Consider the following 15,133-nt stretch of genomic DNA (forward strand, 5'->3'; position numbering starts at 1 on the left):
CCGGCCGGTTCGTGCTGTCCGCTGGTTCCCCGTCATCCGGTGGAGCCGCTTCCGGTGGTCGCCCCCTCCCCGGTGGTCGAGCGCGTCGAGACCCCCGGTCACCTTCTCGGATCTCGACAGGCTCGATCACCGGCGGGGCGGCCGAGGGGTGAGGCTAGGGAGTGCTAGGCTTGGTCTGGGCGATTCGGCCGAGCAGACCGTTCACGAACCCGCCGGAGTCCTCGGTGCTGAGCGACTTCGCGGCCTCCACAGCCTCCGAGATCGCCACTCCGGTGGGAATGTCGTCGTTGAACAGAATCTCCCAGATGCCGATCCGGATGATGGCGCGGTCCAGCACCGGCATCCGGTCGATGCTCCAGCCCTGCGCGTAGGTGGCAATCAGCTCGTCGATCTCGTCGCCGTGCTCAGCGATGCCGTTCACTATTTGCCGTGCGTAGTCCCACGATGCGGCACGGCTCGGTTCGTTGACCGCACGCGCGGCCTCCATGGCGAGGGCGCTGTTGAGCGAAATCTCACGCAGATCAGCGCCGTACAGCAGATCGAGAGCGCGCTTTCGCGCCTTGGTCCTGGCACTCATAGGTTTGAGTGGCCCGGCTCAGTCGTTCACGCGGCTGAGGTAATCCCCCGTGCGGGTGTCGACCTTGACCTTCGTGCCCTGTTCGAGAAACAGCGGCACCTGGATCTGGTAGCCGGTCTCGACGGTCGCCGGCTTGGTGCCGCCGGTGGAGCGGTCCCCCTGCAGGCCGGGCTCGGTGTAGGTGATCTCCAGCACGACGGATGCGGGCAGCTCGACGTAGAGCGGGTCGCCGTTGTGCAGAGCGACGGTCACGTTCGTGCTCTCCAGCATGAAGTTGGCCGCGTCGCCGACGATGGTGCCGGGGATGGTGATCTGGTCGTAGTCAGCGACATCCATGAATACGAAGGCCTCGCCATCCTTGTACAGGTACTGGAATTCGCGGCGGTCGACGACCTCGGTCTCGATTTTCGCACCGGCGTTGAAGGTGCGGTCGACCGTCTTGCCGGTGACCACGTTCTTGACCTTGGTGCGCACGAAGGCGCCACCCTTGCCCGGCTTCACGTGCTGGAACTCGATCACGGTCCAAAGCTGGCCGTCCATGTTGAGGACGACGCCGTTCCTGATGTCAGCGGTTGAAGCCATGCGAGATGAGATCCGTTCGGTTGGGAAAGTGGCGCAGAAACAGCACCGAAAGAGAAGTTTACGTGGTTCAGGCCGCGCTGCGCAGAATGTGGTCCAGCGCGAGCACGTAGGAACCGAACCCAAATCCGGCGATGACACCGGTCGCAACTCCGGAAATCACACTCGTGTGGCGGAACTCCTCGCGTGCGTGCGGGTTCGAAATGTGCACCTCGATGAGCGTGACACCGGCCTTGGTGACGAGCGCGGCAGCATCCCGTAGCGCATAGGAATAGTGCGTGAACGCCGCCGGGTTGAGAATGACCGGAGTTCGGTGATCGACCGCCTCATACAGCCAGCCGATCAGTTCGGCCTCGTCGTTGGTCTGACGCAAGTCGATCGCAGTGCCCTCCGGAGCGGACTGCTGCAACAGTCCGCGCAGGTCTTCCAACGTTCCCGAGCCGTACACATCCGGCTCGCGCGAGCCGAGCCGACCGAGGTTCGGCCCGTTCAACACCAGCACTGCCACCATGTCCCAAGCCTATCGGGCGCGTTCGCTCTCGGCTGACGAATCCTTGCCTCGCGACTTAGCACTCTCCAGCAGAGACTGCTAATATTTTGATAGTTGAGTCACACCGACTCAGGTTTAGGAAGCAGCAGCAAGCGCCGCTTCGGCGGCAGAAAAGGAGTTGATCACGATGGCAACGAGTTTTGATCCGTTCCGCGAATTGGACCGTGCGGCCGGCGCCCTCTTCGACACCCGTCAAGGGCCGCGGCTGATGCCGATGGACCTCTTCCGTAGCGGCGACACCTATGTGCTGAACGCCGACCTGCCGGGCATCGATCCCGGGTCGGTGGACGTGGATGTCGACGGCCAGCTCCTGACGATCCGTGCCGAGCGCACCTTGTCCGCCGAAGGCGACCGCAAGTGGCTGGCTCGCGAGCGGCAGTCCGGGTCGTTCCTGCGGCAGCTCAATCTCGGCGAGGGAATCGACCGCGACCGAATCAGCGCCAACTACGACAACGGTGTGCTGAGCGTGACGATCCCGGTCAGCGAGAAGGCGAAGCCGCGCAAGATCGAGGTCGCCACGGGAGCGCGCGAGCCGAAGTCGGTGAACGCCGGGGCTGCCCAGTAGCGACCGTCGCGGCAGGCGAATCGAGGCCAGGAGGGGTTCCTCCTGGCCTCGATTCGCGTCAGGATGCCGCTACCGCGACTTGACGCTCTTCCCTGCCTTCTGAACTCCGCCGCGTTCGAAGCCGATCTCCTGGTAGGCCGCGAAAAGCAGACTGAGGTCGGGCGCGGCGAGCACCGTCGGCCTGGCCACGTCGTCGAGCACAATGAAGCGAAGCATCCCACCACGCGTCTTCTTATCGCGCTGCATGGCCTCGAGCAGGCTGTTCCACCGGTCTATGGGGTACGCGATCGGCAATTGGAGCGACGACAGGATGCTGCGGTGCCGCTCCACGACCTCGTCGCTGAGCCGGCCGCCGAGCCGCGCGAGTTCAGCAGCGTACATCATTCCGACGCTGATGGCGGCCCCGTGCCGCCACTTGTACCGTTCCGCGAATTCCACGGCGTGGCCCAGGGTATGGCCATAGTTGAGCACTTCGCGCGGCCCGGATTCCTTGAAGTCGCGTCCGACGACGCGTGCCTTGATGCCCACCGAGAGCTCGACCAGGTGCCGGAACACGTCGCTGGTGGCATCCGTGGCCGTGTCGACGTCGGACTCGATCGCCTCGAGAATCTCCGGCTCGGCGATGAACCCGTACTTGACCACCTCACCGAAGCCGGCGAGGATCTCATTCTGTCCGAGACCGGCCAGCACATCCAGGTCGGCGACCACCGCGGACGGCGCGTAAAACGCTCCGACCAGGTTCTTGCCCTCGCTGGTGTTGACTGCCGTCTTTCCGCCGATGGCGGCGTCGACCATGCCGAGCAGAGTGGTCGGGATCTGGATGACCCGCACCCCGCGTAGCCAGGTTGCGGCGACGAACCCGGCGAGGTCGGTGACCGCTCCCCCTCCGAACCCGATGACGACGTCGGTGCGGCTGAAGTCTGCGGTCCCCATGATCTGCCAGCACCAGGCGGCGACTTCGATGCGTTTGGCCGGTTCACCGTCCGGCACCTCCGCCATGAGCACTTCGTAGTTCGCGAGTGGCCCCTCGCGCAGCTGCGCGGACAGCGCGGCCAGGGTCGGCTGGTGCACGATGAGGACCTTCTTGGCGTCGCGCCCGATCAATTTGGTGATGCTGTCGGTGATGTCGTTGCCGATGAGCACGTCGTACGGCTCTGGTCCGTTCACCGTGATGGTCGTCGTGGTCATGCTGTCATCCTCATTCGCTCGTTCTTTCTTCTTGGCTCCGCTGCTGTTGGCGCCGCTGGTCTTGACTCCGCTGCTCTTGAGTCCACTGGGCGACCTCGCGAGCGAGGTCTTCGACCCGATGGCCGGAGGTGTCCCAGGTGCGCGTCGCGAGGCTTCGGTACAGGCCGTTCCGGTCTGCCACCAGGCGATCCCAGGATTCGAGGCCGTCGGCCAGCAACGGACGTCCGGTTCCCGAAATCCGGGACTGCACCGCCTCGCGGCTCACGGTGAGCAGGGCGACCGGAAGGTCCGTCAGATCCCGTCTGGTATCCGCGTTGAGAATGGCGCCGCCGCCCAGCGCGACCACGGCGTCTTCACCGAGCGACTTCGCCACTTCGACCCGTTCGATGGCACGGAAGTGCTCCTCCCCGAACCTGCTGAACAGCTCGGGAATGGAGCCGTGCCCGTCGACGATCCGCCGGTCGGTGTCGACGAAGCGGCAGTGCAGCAGTCCGGCCACGCGCTTCCCGACCCGGGTCTTCCCCGCCCCGGGCGGACCGATGATGACAACCAGGGGACGTGCTGACGTCACTCGGTGCCGGTGCTTTCTGCCGTCGTGAGGAGGTTTTCCGGGATGTTGGACAGGTAGCCTTCGAGGTTGCGCTTGGTCTCCGGCAGCGAGTCACCGCCGAACTTCTCAACGACGGCGGCGGCGAGCACGAGCGCGACCATGGCCTCCGCCACGACTCCGGCTGCGGGCACGGCGCAGACATCCGAGCGCTGATGGTGTGCTCCCGCCGCCTCGCCGGTCGCCACATCCACGGTGCGTAGCGAATGCGGCACCGTCGAGATCGGCTTCATGCCGGCTCGCACCCGCAGGACAGTGCCCGTGGTCATGCCGCCTTCTGTGCCTCCGGCACGGTCGGTGAGCCGGGCGATCCCGTTGTCCGTCTGCACGAGTTCATCGTGGGCGTGCGATCCGCGCCTGGTCGTGGTGAGGAATCCGTCGCCCACCTCGACGCCTTTGATCGCCTGGATGCTCATCAGTGCGCCGGCGAGTTGGGAATCCAGACGCCGGTCCCAGTGGGTGTAGGAACCCAGGCCGGGCGGCAGGCCATAGGCGAGGACCTCGACCACTCCGCCCAGCGTGTCGCCGTCCTGCTGCGCGCTTTCCACTTCGGCGACCATCAGTGCAGACGTCGCCGGATCCAGGCAGCGCAGCGGATCGGCATCCAGCCGCTCGACATCGTCGGGGTGCGGCAGCGGCGATCCCTCCGGAACGCGCACCGGGCCGATGGCCAAGGTGTGACTGACGAGTCGGATGCCCAGCTCGGCGAGGAAGGCGCGCACCAGGGCGCCGAGCGCCACCCGAGCGGCGGTTTCCCGGGCGCTGGCGCGTTCGAGCACGTTGCGGGCCTCCGAAAACCCGTACTTCTGCATGCCGACGAGGTCGGCGTGTCCCGGCCGTGGTCGGGTCAGTGCGGCGCCGCGCCCTTTGGGCAGAGTCTCTAGGTCGACCGGTTCCGCGCTCATCACGTCGACCCAGCGTGGCCATTCGGTGTTGCCGATCCGCAGCGCGATAGGGCTGCCCATGCTCAGGCCGAAGCGCACCCCGCTGGAAAAGGCCAGCTCATCGGCTTCGAACTTCATTCGCGCGCCGCGGCCGAAGCCCAGCTTGCGGCGGGCCAGATCGGCGCGTACTTGGTCCAACGACAGCGGCACACCGGCTGGCAGACCCTCGAGGATCGCCACCAGTTCCGGTCCGTGCGATTCTCCTGCGGTCAACCATCGAAGCATGTATCGATCTTCCCATAACGCCGGAGCGTCAGTCGTTGGCCAACCCGACGCTGTGCCGCATGGCGTCGATGACGCGGGGCTCGCTGTCAAGTTCTGTGTCCTGGTCGCCTGACACGAACACACGTACCTGCCGCAACGCCTGCCACATCAGCATTTCCAACCCGGAGAGAACCGTCCCGCCGGCATCGGACCACCGCTCTGCCAGTCCGGTCGGCCAGGGGTCGTAGGTGACATCGAGCAGAACGGCATCCCGGCTAAGCGCTGCAGGGACGGGAAACTCAAGGTTCACGTCGCCTGGCACGGTGCTGACGACGAGCGTAGGCGGGACGTCGGGCGGCGTGCCCAACGGGACGGTGACGAGGTCGACGCCGAGCCGCTGCGCCAGGGATTCCAGGTGACGCGCCTTCCGCGGTGATCTGGCGCTGATGGTCACGGAAGCGGCCCCGAGGCGGGCCAGTGCCACGAGCACCGACGTGGCGGTGGCGCCGGAGCCGAGGATGTGGGCATCCCGCGGGTCGGCGCCTGCCGCACTGAGCGCATCCATGACTCCACCCACGTCGGTGTTGAAACCGTGCAGGGTCACCCGGTCGGCGCCGGGTCGGAACAACACGGTGTTGGCGACACCTATCATGGCGACCAGGTCGTCGCTCTCGTCCAGGAGTGGCACGACGGCGCGTTTGAGCGGCATGGTGAGCGACAGTCCCCGCCACTCGGACCCCAGCGCAGCGACGAACGAGGGCAGAGCGGCATCGGTGACGTCGACGGTCTCGTAGTTCCAGGGCAGGTCGAGCACCGCGTAGGCAGCGGCGTGCAGCAACGGGGAGCGCGAATGCTGAATCGGATGGCCGAGCACCGCGAGCCTCGTCTGCGCTCCTGCGGGAATCCGGGTCACTGATCGAAGCCCGGGTGGTCCCGCAACCACTGCTGCCACCGCTTCACTGCTACGTTGTGCTCCTCGAACGTCGAGGAGAACACGGTCTCCCCGGTCTCGCCGTTGACCAACACGAAATACAGCCAGGGTCCGTCGGCTGGATGCAGGGTCGCATTGATGGCGGCATCGCCGGGGTTGGAGATGGGGCCGACCGGCAGTCCCGGGTTCGCGTAGGTGTTGTACCGGTTCGTCTTGTCGGCGCGTTCCGAGTCGGAGGTGCTGATCGTGGTGCCACCCGCTCCGTAGCTGACCGTGGCGTCGGACTGTAGATTCATGCCTTGAGCGATCCGGTTCTCCCACACCCTGGCCACCTTCGGGAAGTCGGCCTCTGGGCCGCCTTCCTTCTGGGTGATGGAGGCGAGAGTGAGCACGCGATGCCGGTCGGCTGGGGCAACGCCTGCGGCATCCAGCACCTGGAACATCTTCGAGACCATGGTCTGGAACACGTCGTGCGCGCTCATGCCCGGTTCCAGGTTGTAGGTCGCGGGGAAGAGGTATCCCTCCAGGCGGGGCGCCTCAGCCGGGAGGCCGTACGAGGTGTAATCGTCAGCAGCGGCCTGTGCTTGGTCGGCGGTGATGCCGGTGGACTCGCTGAGGGCGGCCAGGCGCTTCACCACTCCGGCGACGGTGGTTCCCTCCGGGACCACCAGTCGGGTCTGCACCTTGTTGGCGGGGTCGGTCAGCGCCTTGAGCGCCGACGATGCGCTCATCTTCTTCTTGAGCTTGTAGCTGCCTGGGTGAAACTGCACCGGTGGATCCTGCACGAGGAGGAGTTTGTAGAAGGCCGTATAGGTTTTCGTGACGCCCGCCTTCTGCAGCAGCGTCGCGACATCCGAACCGATTTGGCCATTGGTGATCGTGACGACCACGTCGCCGCTGCCTGCGCCGACGTAATCGACCGGGGCTTCCCAGCCCATCAGATGCCTGACCTGCGGCTGGAAATTCGTCCACACGACCGCTCCGTCCGCGACGATCAGCGCCAGAACGGTGAGCAGCACCCAGAGCCAGGTGAGACGCCGGCGTCGTGGCGGGCGGCGACGGTCACGTCGCAGAGGAAGCGTCGGTTCCGTCTGGTCGGGCCGGGACGCTGCATCACCGGAACTCTCGCTCCAGTTGACGAGATCATCGAAGTTGGGCGTTTCTGCCACAATCACAGTCCTTCTTGGGGGACTACCGGCGCACCGGGTGTGGTCCCGGCGGCGCGTTCGAAGTCGAGGGCGTGCTGCAAAATTATCACGGCCGCCGCCTGGTCGATGACGGCACGGGAGCGCCTCGCGTTGCGTCCGGATGCTCGCAGGTTCCGCCCGGCGGCGACGGTGGAGAGCCTCTCATCCACCATCCGCACTGGCGTCGTGGACGCTCCGGCGAGGGCCTCGGCGAACGCAACGGCATCGCCGGTGGAGGCGGTGTGTCGCCCGGAAAGCGCCAGAGGCAGGCCGACGACGAACTCGAATGCTTCCAGCTCGGCAGCGATGCGCAGAATCTCGGCAACGTCGCCTGCTCCGCGCGCGACCGTGGCGACCGGTGTGGCAATCAGGCCGTCCGGATCACTACGCGCAACACCCACGCGTACCTTTCCGACGTCGATGCCCATCCGCACTCCGCGCCGCACCGGCTACCTCGGCAGTTCGTGCGCAATGGCCTTCAACGCTGCCGGAACGGCTGAGACATCCGTGCCGCCGCCCTGTGCCAGATCGTCCCGTCCGCCGCCGCCGCCGCCGAGGACGCCTGCCGCGGTCTTGGCCAGCACGCCGGCGCGAATCCCGAGCCCTCGTGCCGCCTCGGTGACCCCGACGATGACGGCGGGTTTTCCGCCAATCTCGGCCGCCAGCGCGACCACGGCGGGACCCGAACCGAGCCGGGCGCGCACTCCGGTGACCAGGGACCGCAACTCGTCCGAGGACGAGAGCGAGCCGACGTCGCTGCTCACCACCGTGAGTTCTCCGACACGCGTGGCGGACTCGGCGAGCTGAGGTATCCGGGAGGTCAGTGCCGCTGACTCGAACTGCGCAATTTTCTTCTCGGCGGCCTTCAGGTTGGCCACCAGTTCGGTGATGCGCTCCGGCAAGCTCTCCCGCGGGGTCTTCAGACTTGAGGTCAGTTGCGAGACGATGGCGCGCTCGGCGGCGAAGTCTTTGAATGCTTCCCGTCCGACGAGTGACTCGATGCGGCGGTTCGCCGATCCGACCGACGACTCGCTGACCAGGTTGATCACGCCGACTTCGGCGCTGCGTGACACATGGGTGCCGGCGCACAGTTCGCGCGACCACGGGCCGCCGATGTCGACCACCCGCACCGACTGCCCGTACTTCTCGCCGAACAGCGCCATGGCGCCCATCGCCTTGGCCTCGGCCAGCGGCATGACGCGCGTTTCCACCTCGAGGTTCTGCCGGATGGCGTTGTTGGCGATCTCCTCGATCTCCGTCTTCGTCTCGGGCGAGAGCGCACTGCTCCAGTGGAAGTCCAGCCGCATGTAGCCGGCCTTGTTGTACGATCCCGCCTGGTGGGCCTGGGGTCCCAGTACCTGCCGCAGGGCGGCGTGGATGAGGTGCGTCGCGGAGTGCGCCTGCGTGGCGCCGCGCCGCCAGTCGGGATCCACGATCGTGGTTGCGGCATCGCCCACGGCGACCGCGCCGCTGTGCACGAGCACCTTGTGGCTGACCAGGCCCTTGACCGGGCGCTGCACATCGAGCACCTCGAGTTCAAAGCCGTCGCCGATGATGGTGCCGGCATCCGCCTCTTGCCCGCCGGATTCGGCGTACAGCGAGGTTTCCGCGAGGATCACCTCGGCCACGTCGCCGACACTCGCGGCCGGAACGGTCGCGGCGTCTTTGATGATGCCGAGGACGGTGGTGTCGGTGGTGAGGAAGTCGTAACCGGTGAAGGTGGTCTCGCCCTGGGCGCGAAACGCGCTGTACACCGAGAGGTCGGCTAATTGATGCTTCTTGGCTCTCGCGTCCGCCTTGGCCTTGGCGCGTTGCTGCGCCATGAGCGTGTCGAACGCGGCGCGGTCAACCGTCAAGCCCGCTTCTTCCGCGATCTCGAGGGTGAGGTCGATCGGGAAGCCGAACGTGTCGTGCAGCAGGAACGCGGTGTCCCCGCCGAGTTGGGCGGCGCCGGTCTTCTTGGACTTGGCCACGGCGAGATCGAGGATGCTGGTGCCGCTGGCCAGGGTAGCTCGGAAGGTCTCTTCCTCGGCATAGGCCAGCCGACCGATGCGGGGGAAATCCTTCGCGACGTCCGGGTACGCGTCCTTCATCGCGTCCCGGGAGGCCGGGAACAGTTCGGTGAACACCGGCGCATCCACGCCGAGCAGGCGCATGGCGCGCACGCTGCGGCGCAGCAGCCGCCGCAGGATGTAGCCGCGCCCCTCGTTGGACGGGGTGATTCCGTCGGCCATCAGCATCAGGGCAGAGCGCACATGGTCCGCTACGATCCGCATCCGCACATCGTCGGCGTGATCGGCACCGTAGGTCCGGCCGGACAGGGATGCGGCGAGGTCGAGCACCGGGCGCACCTGGTCGATCTCGTACATGTTCTGGACGCCCTGCTTGATGAAGGCGACCCGCTCGATCCCCATCCCGGTGTCGATGTTCTTCTTCGGCAGGTCGCCGAGGATCTCGAAGTCGTCCTTGCCGCGACCCTCACCGCGGAGGTACTGCATGAAGACCAGGTTCCAGATTTCGACGTAGCGGTCATCGTCGGTGGCTGGACCGCCGTCCACGCCGTAGCCGGGGCCTCGGTCGAAGAAGATCTCGGAGCACGGGCCGGCCGGTCCGGGCTGACCGGTGGACCAGTAGTTGGAGGCCATGCCAAGACGCTGGATGCGATTTTCGGCCACACCGACGGCGCGCCAGTACTTCAGCGCCTCGTCGTCATCTTGGTAAATGGTGACCCAGAGGTCCTTCTCGTCGAATCCGTAGCCGCCGTCCGCGTCGCTGGTGGTGAGCAATTCCCAGGCGTACGCGATGGCCTGTTCTTTGAAGTAGTCGCCGAACGAGAAGTTGCCGGCCATCTGGAAGAACGTGCCGTGCCGGGGTGTCTTGCCGACCTCCTCGATGTCGTTGGTGCGGATGCACTTCTGCACGCTCGTCGCGCGCGGGTACGGGGCCGGAACCAGCCCGGTGAGGTACGGCACGAACGGCACCATCCCTGCGACGGTGAACAGCAGGGTGGGGTCGTCGCTGACCAGTGAGGCCGAGGGCACCACGGTGTGCCCGCGTCCTGCAAAAAAGTCGAGCCAGCGTCGACGGATATCAGCGGTCTGCATACTGTCCCGGGGTCGTGTGCTGGGCGGTCAGTTCGGTTTCGCGGGTTCGGTAGCCTTCGACGAGAGCGTTGTTGAACTCGCGGGCCTTCTCCCCCACTGTCGCGAAAAAGTCCTTGCCCTGAGCGGTTTTGTTGAATTGGTGGGCGGCGAAAAACCCGATGCCGACGCCGAGCATCAGCAAGACTGCATTCTTCATGAGCACTGCTCCTAACGGACGACGGAAATGAGGGACGGCCAAAGGTCCAGCTTACTTCTCGCCGGATGGCTGCCTGGCAAACGCAAAGGAGCGGATCATCCTGTGGATGAGCCGCTCCTTCTGCGTCGTGCGGAGGTGGTTACCTGGCCGCGTAGTACTCGACGACGAGTTGGACTTCACAGGTCACCGGGACCTCGGCGCGCTTCGGGCGGCGCACCAGGCGCGCCTGCAGCTTGTCGAGCTCGACCTCGAGGTAGCCGGGGGTCTTCGGGAGCACCTCGGCGTGACCGCCGGCTGCGGCGACCTGGAACGGCTCCATGGCCTCGCTCTTGGCGTGCACGTGGATGAGCTGACCGGGGCTCACGCGGTACGACGGACGGTCGACGCGCTTGCCGTCCACCAGGATGTGACGGTGCACGATCAGCTGGCGAGCCTGCGCAGTCGTGCGGGCAAATGCCGCACGAACCAGCAGCGCATCCAGGCGCATCTCGAGAAGCTCAACCAGGTTTTCACCGGTCAGCCCCTGCGCACGGCGGGCTTCCTGGAATACGATCTTCAGCTGCGCCTCACGGATGCCGTACTGGGCACGCAGGCGCTGCTTCTCGCGAAGACGCACCGCGTAGTCGGAGTCGGTCTTGCGCTTGGTGCGGCCGTGCTCCCCCGGCGGGTACGGACGCTTTTCCAGATATTTGGCCGCCTTCGGCGTGAGCGGGATGCCCAGCGCCCGCGACAGGCGGGTCTTGCTTCGAGTACGTGACTTGGTAGACACGGTGTCCTTTCGGTGCTCAATCATCGGTCTTCAACTTGCCGCGCCGGCGCACTGGTGTGCCCGACGGATTACGAAGAGGGATGCGCCACGGGGTACCGTCCGGCTAAAGGACGCTTCCCCATCCAGTTCAGGCATCACGGCAGCCGTGCGCGACAACCTACTGTTGGCAACAGCAACGATATCAGTAAAGTACCGGTGCTAAGTGCCGCGGATGATGGCGCGCAGTTTTGCCAGCCGGGCGGCGACGTCGCGTTCGTTCCCGTGCTCCGTCGGCGTGTAGTACTGCGTGGCGAGCAGTTCGTCAGGGGCGTATTGCTGTGCCAGCACGCCGAGGTCGTCGTCGTGCGGATACCGGTAGCCCTTGCCTGCCCCAAGTTTCGTGGCCCCCGAGTAGTGCGAGTCGCGCAGGTGCGGCGGCACTCGTCCCATCCGGCCGGCTCGCACATCCGCGATCGCGGCATCCACCGCGAGATAGGCGGCGTTCGATTTGGGCGCCAGCGACAGGTGCACGACCGCTTGCGCAAGCGGGATGCGGCCCTCCGGCATGCCGATCAGCTGCACCGCATCCGCGGCGGCCACCGCGACAACCAACGCCTGCGGGTCGGCCATTCCGATGTCTTCCGACGCCAGAATGATGATGCGCCTGGCGATAAACCGCGGATCTTCCCCCGCCTCGATCATCCTGGCCAGATAGTGCAGTGCGGCATCGACGTCGGAGCCGCGCACCGATTTGATGAAGGCGCTGATCACGTCGTAGTGCTCGTCGCCCTGCCGGTCATAGCGCAGCAGCGCCCGGTCCACCGTTTCGGCGACCAGTTCTGCGCTCACCGTCGGCAGCTCGGCGATGTCCTGCTCCGTCTGCGCCGGCGCCGTGGTCACGGCGTAGGCTGCCGCCTCCAGTGCTGTGAGTGCCCGGCGCGCGTCTCCGGACGCCAACCGGATGATCGACGAGCGCGCCTCGGGCGCCAAGCGGATGCTGCCGTTCAGTCCGCGCGGATCGTCGACCGCACGGTCCACGACCGTACCGAGGTCGTCATCGGACAACGCAGTGAGGGTGAGCAGCAGTGACCGGGACAGCAGCGGGGCGATCACCGAGAACGACGGGTTTTCGGTCGTCGCAGCGATCAGGACCACCCAGCCGTTCTCCACCCCCGGCAGGAGGGCATCCTGCTGCGCCTTGCTGAACCGGTGGATCTCGTCGAGAAACAACACCGTCGAGCGGCCGTAGAGATCGCGCGTGGTCATCGCCTCCTCCATGGCCAGGCGCACGTCCTTAACGCCGGCGGTGACGGCGGACAGCTGCACGAACGCTCGACCGGAGGTGCGGGCGATCGCCTGGGCGATGGTCGTCTTTCCGGTGCCGGGTGGCCCCCACAGAATGACTGACGCCGCTCCCTGCGGGCCGCTTGAGTCCGCGGCGAGGCCGAGCAGGGGCGATCCCGGGGTGAGCAAATGGCGTTGCCCGGCGACCTCATCCAGAGAGCGGGGACGCATCCGCACCGCCAGCGGCGTGGCGCCGGCATGCAAGCCGAGCTGCGTATCCACCATGAAAGCTATGGTAGTTGGCGGCACTGTCCGCGCGGCACTGCCGGCTAGGGAGGAAACGTGACGCCGAGCAAAAACGAGCAACGACAGGCACGAGAGCGGCTCCGGCGGTTCACGGCCCGGCAGAGCCTGCACGCCCACCGGCAACGCCGCCGACGTCGTGACAACATCCTCGGTGTCGCCGGCGGGCTTGTAGTCATCGCCCTGGCCGCTGCCACCCAGGTATTCTTCTTCACCGCGGGACCCGGGGCGCAGGCCACCGCCACGCCCAGCCCGTCCGCAAGCCCGTCCGCCAGCCCGTCCCCGCAGGCCGGGCAGAACGTCGGCGACATTCCCCAGCCATCACTGTCAGAAAACCGGAAGTGGTCGGGCACGCTGACCCTCAACGATGTTCCGCTCGGCATCACCCTGGACGGAACGGCCGCGCCTCAGGCGGTCGCGGTGTTCGTTCAGGAGGTGCAAAGCGGTTACTTCCCCGGCAAGCGCTGCCACCGGCTCACGGATGCCGGGTCGCTGCTCATCCAGTGCGGCTCTGTGGACGGCACCGGGTCGGCCGACCCCAGCTTCGCCTTCGGACCGATCGAAAACGCGCCGGCCGACGGACAGTACCCAGCCGGCACCATCGCCATGGCCCGAGCCGCGGGAAACGCCTACAGCCAGGGACACCAGTTCTTCATCATGTACGGCGACGGCACCATCGACAACGACGCTGCCGGCGGATACACAGTGATAGGACATGTCACCAGCGGACTCGACAAGTTCGTCACCGACATCGCCCGCGCCGGTGTGACCGGCGACAGTCACGATGGCGCCCCGGCCGTACCCACCACGATCACCGACGTCGCGATCCACTAACCGAACACGTCACTCACCCCACACGCCAGACCACGAAACGTGGTGCAATAGGCTTGGGCAACAGGATCGGCCCGTAACAGCAAGGTGAGGCTTTTGGTGACAGGCGAGCAAACACCGTGGGGCCGCGTCGACGACACCGGCACCGTTTTCGTGCGCGAAGGCGAGAGCGAGCGTGCCGTTGGACAGTACCCCGATGGAACAGCTGAAGAGGCACTGGCCTACTTCCAGCGCAAATACAACGAGTTAGCCGGGCAGGTGACGCTGCTTGAGCAGCGCGTCAAGCGGGGTACCGCGGGCGCCGACGTCGCCGGCACCATCGACGCGTTGAAGACGAGCATCGCCTCGGCGCGCGCGGTTGGCGATCTCGCCGCGTTGCGGGTCAGGCTCGATGCCCTCGATGGGGCCGTCGGGGAACTCACGCAGAAGCAGACGGCTGACGCCAAGGCGGCCCTGGATGCGGCGATCGCCGAGCGCACCGCCATCGTCGTCGAGGCCGAAACGCTCGCGGCACAGGACCCGGCGAAGGCGCAGTGGAAGCAGGTAGGCGCCGCCCTGGACGACATCTTCGCCCGTTGGCAGAAACAACAGCACGACGGACCCCGGTTGCCGAAGGCGGAGAGCAACGATCTGTGGAAGCGGTTCCGGGCCGCTCGTACCACCATTGAAAGCCACCGCAAGGCGTTTTTTGCCCAGCTCGACTCCGGCCACCGTGAGGCTCGCGACAAGAAGCAGGCCCTCGTGGACAAGGCCGAGGCTCTGGTGCCCCAGGGCACGGCGGGAATTCCCGCCTATCGGAACTTGCTTGACGAGTGGAAGGTGTCCGGTCGGGCAGGCAAGAAGTTCGACGACGCCCTCTGGGCGAAATTCAAGGCCGCCGGTGACAGTCTGTTCGCGGCGAAATCTGAGCAGGACAGCAAGGACGACGCCGAGTTCGCTGCGAACCTCGAACTCAAGCTTGCGCTCCTGGCTGAAGCCGAACAGCTGTCCACCGCGACCGACCTCAGCGAAGCGCGCCGCAAGCTCATCGTCATCGAAGAGAAGTGGGACAAGATCGGCAAGGTCCCGCGGGACAAGGTGAAGTCCATCGAGGACCGTCTCCGCAAGGTCGAGGCTGCGGTGCGCAAGCTTGAGGAAGACCGCTGGCACCGCAGCAATCCGGAACGGCAGGCACGCTCGGAAGGCCTGGCCCGTCAGCTTGAGGAGTCCATCGGGAAGCTCGAGAAGGAGCTTGCCGATGCCCGCGCCAGCGGCGACGCCCGCAAGATCGAGCAGGCGCAGGAAGCGCTCGACGCCCGGAAGGTGTGGCTGGACGCCCTCAAGTAGCGTCCGCTC

Annotated in this window: 16 protein-coding genes; 3 read left to right on the plus strand and 13 right to left on the minus strand. The window is 66.3% G+C overall.

From position 1 onward, the window contains the following. Window positions 1-154: 154 nt before the first annotated feature. The 3 genes from nusB to ABFX56_RS00645 form a co-directional block, all read right to left on the minus strand. On the minus strand, window positions 155-577 hold the full coding sequence (gene nusB, locus ABFX56_RS00635) for a transcription antitermination factor NusB (protein WP_346231350.1): 423 nt from the start codon (window positions 575-577) through the stop codon (window positions 155-157). A gap of 18 nt (window positions 578-595) precedes the next feature. After that, window positions 596-1,159, minus strand: a complete 564-nt coding sequence (gene efp, locus ABFX56_RS00640; RefSeq protein WP_346231351.1) for an elongation factor P — start codon at window positions 1,157-1,159, stop codon at window positions 596-598. A gap of 67 nt (window positions 1,160-1,226) precedes the next feature. Then, window positions 1,227-1,667: a type II 3-dehydroquinate dehydratase gene (locus ABFX56_RS00645; RefSeq protein ID WP_346231352.1), complete on the minus strand. Its 441-nt coding sequence runs from the start codon at window positions 1,665-1,667 to the stop codon at window positions 1,227-1,229. A gap of 166 nt (window positions 1,668-1,833) precedes the next feature. Here ABFX56_RS00645 and ABFX56_RS00650 point away from each other — a divergent pair, with 166 nt between their 5' ends. Beyond that, a complete protein-coding gene (locus ABFX56_RS00650) occupies window positions 1,834-2,271 on the plus strand; it encodes an Hsp20/alpha crystallin family protein (protein ID WP_346231353.1) in 438 nt (145 codons plus the stop codon). A gap of 69 nt (window positions 2,272-2,340) precedes the next feature. Here ABFX56_RS00650 and aroB read toward each other — a convergent pair whose 3' ends face one another. The 10 genes from aroB to ABFX56_RS00700 form a co-directional block, all read right to left on the minus strand. Further along, window positions 2,341-3,459, minus strand: coding sequence for a 3-dehydroquinate synthase (aroB, locus tag ABFX56_RS00655; RefSeq protein WP_346231354.1), 1,119 nt, complete (start codon window positions 3,457-3,459; stop codon window positions 2,341-2,343). Between the two features lie 10 nt (window positions 3,460-3,469). Continuing rightward, window positions 3,470-4,030 carry a shikimate kinase gene (locus tag ABFX56_RS00660; RefSeq protein ID WP_346231355.1) on the minus strand — a complete coding sequence of 187 codons (561 nt, stop codon included), beginning with the start codon at window positions 4,028-4,030 and terminating at the stop codon, window positions 3,470-3,472. Further along, on the minus strand, window positions 4,027-5,235 hold the full coding sequence (gene aroC, locus ABFX56_RS00665; protein ID WP_346231356.1) for a chorismate synthase: 1,209 nt from the start codon (window positions 5,233-5,235) through the stop codon (window positions 4,027-4,029). The genes ABFX56_RS00660 and aroC overlap by 4 nt, the downstream gene beginning before the upstream one ends. A 28-nt stretch (window positions 5,236-5,263) precedes the next feature. Continuing rightward, on the minus strand, window positions 5,264-6,127 hold the full coding sequence (locus tag ABFX56_RS00670; protein WP_346231357.1) for a shikimate dehydrogenase: 864 nt from the start codon (window positions 6,125-6,127) through the stop codon (window positions 5,264-5,266). Further along, on the minus strand, window positions 6,124-7,314 hold the full coding sequence (gene mltG / locus ABFX56_RS00675; protein ID WP_346231358.1) for an endolytic transglycosylase MltG: 1,191 nt from the start codon (window positions 7,312-7,314) through the stop codon (window positions 6,124-6,126). The genes ABFX56_RS00670 and mltG overlap by 4 nt, the downstream gene beginning before the upstream one ends. A 2-nt stretch (window positions 7,315-7,316) precedes the next feature. Next, on the minus strand, window positions 7,317-7,760 hold the full coding sequence (gene ruvX / locus ABFX56_RS00680) for a Holliday junction resolvase RuvX (RefSeq protein WP_346231359.1): 444 nt from the start codon (window positions 7,758-7,760) through the stop codon (window positions 7,317-7,319). A 21-nt stretch (window positions 7,761-7,781) separates the two neighbouring features. Beyond that, window positions 7,782-10,436 carry an alanine--tRNA ligase gene (gene alaS, locus ABFX56_RS00685; protein WP_346231360.1) on the minus strand — a complete coding sequence of 885 codons (2,655 nt, stop codon included), beginning with the start codon at window positions 10,434-10,436 and terminating at the stop codon, window positions 7,782-7,784. Then, the gene (locus tag ABFX56_RS00690) at window positions 10,423-10,632 is read right to left on the minus strand and encodes a hypothetical protein (RefSeq protein ID WP_346231361.1); all 210 of its coding nucleotides are present in this window, start codon (window positions 10,630-10,632) and stop codon (window positions 10,423-10,425) included. Before ABFX56_RS00690 ends, alaS begins: the two co-directional genes overlap by 14 nt. Window positions 10,633-10,771: 139 nt before the next feature. Next, window positions 10,772-11,425: a 30S ribosomal protein S4 gene (gene rpsD / locus ABFX56_RS00695; RefSeq protein ID WP_346231362.1), complete on the minus strand. Its 654-nt coding sequence runs from the start codon at window positions 11,423-11,425 to the stop codon at window positions 10,772-10,774. A gap of 174 nt (window positions 11,426-11,599) precedes the next feature. Further along, complete coding sequence (locus ABFX56_RS00700) at window positions 11,600-12,949, minus strand: replication-associated recombination protein A (RefSeq protein WP_346231363.1); 1,350 nt, start codon at window positions 12,947-12,949, stop codon at window positions 11,600-11,602. A 57-nt stretch (window positions 12,950-13,006) separates the two neighbouring features. Here ABFX56_RS00700 and ABFX56_RS00705 point away from each other — a divergent pair, with 57 nt between their 5' ends. Further along, window positions 13,007-13,801 (plus strand): peptidylprolyl isomerase, encoded by a 795-nt coding sequence (locus ABFX56_RS00705; protein WP_346231364.1) that lies wholly within the window; start codon window positions 13,007-13,009, stop codon window positions 13,799-13,801. A 93-nt stretch (window positions 13,802-13,894) separates the two neighbouring features. Then, window positions 13,895-15,124 (plus strand): DUF349 domain-containing protein, encoded by a 1,230-nt coding sequence (locus tag ABFX56_RS00710; RefSeq protein ID WP_346231365.1) that lies wholly within the window; start codon window positions 13,895-13,897, stop codon window positions 15,122-15,124. Window positions 15,125-15,133 lie beyond the last annotated feature (9 nt).

Source organism: Parafrigoribacterium mesophilum, from assembly GCF_039652555.1.
Taxonomy (GTDB): domain Bacteria; phylum Actinomycetota; class Actinomycetes; order Actinomycetales; family Microbacteriaceae; genus Parafrigoribacterium; species Parafrigoribacterium mesophilum.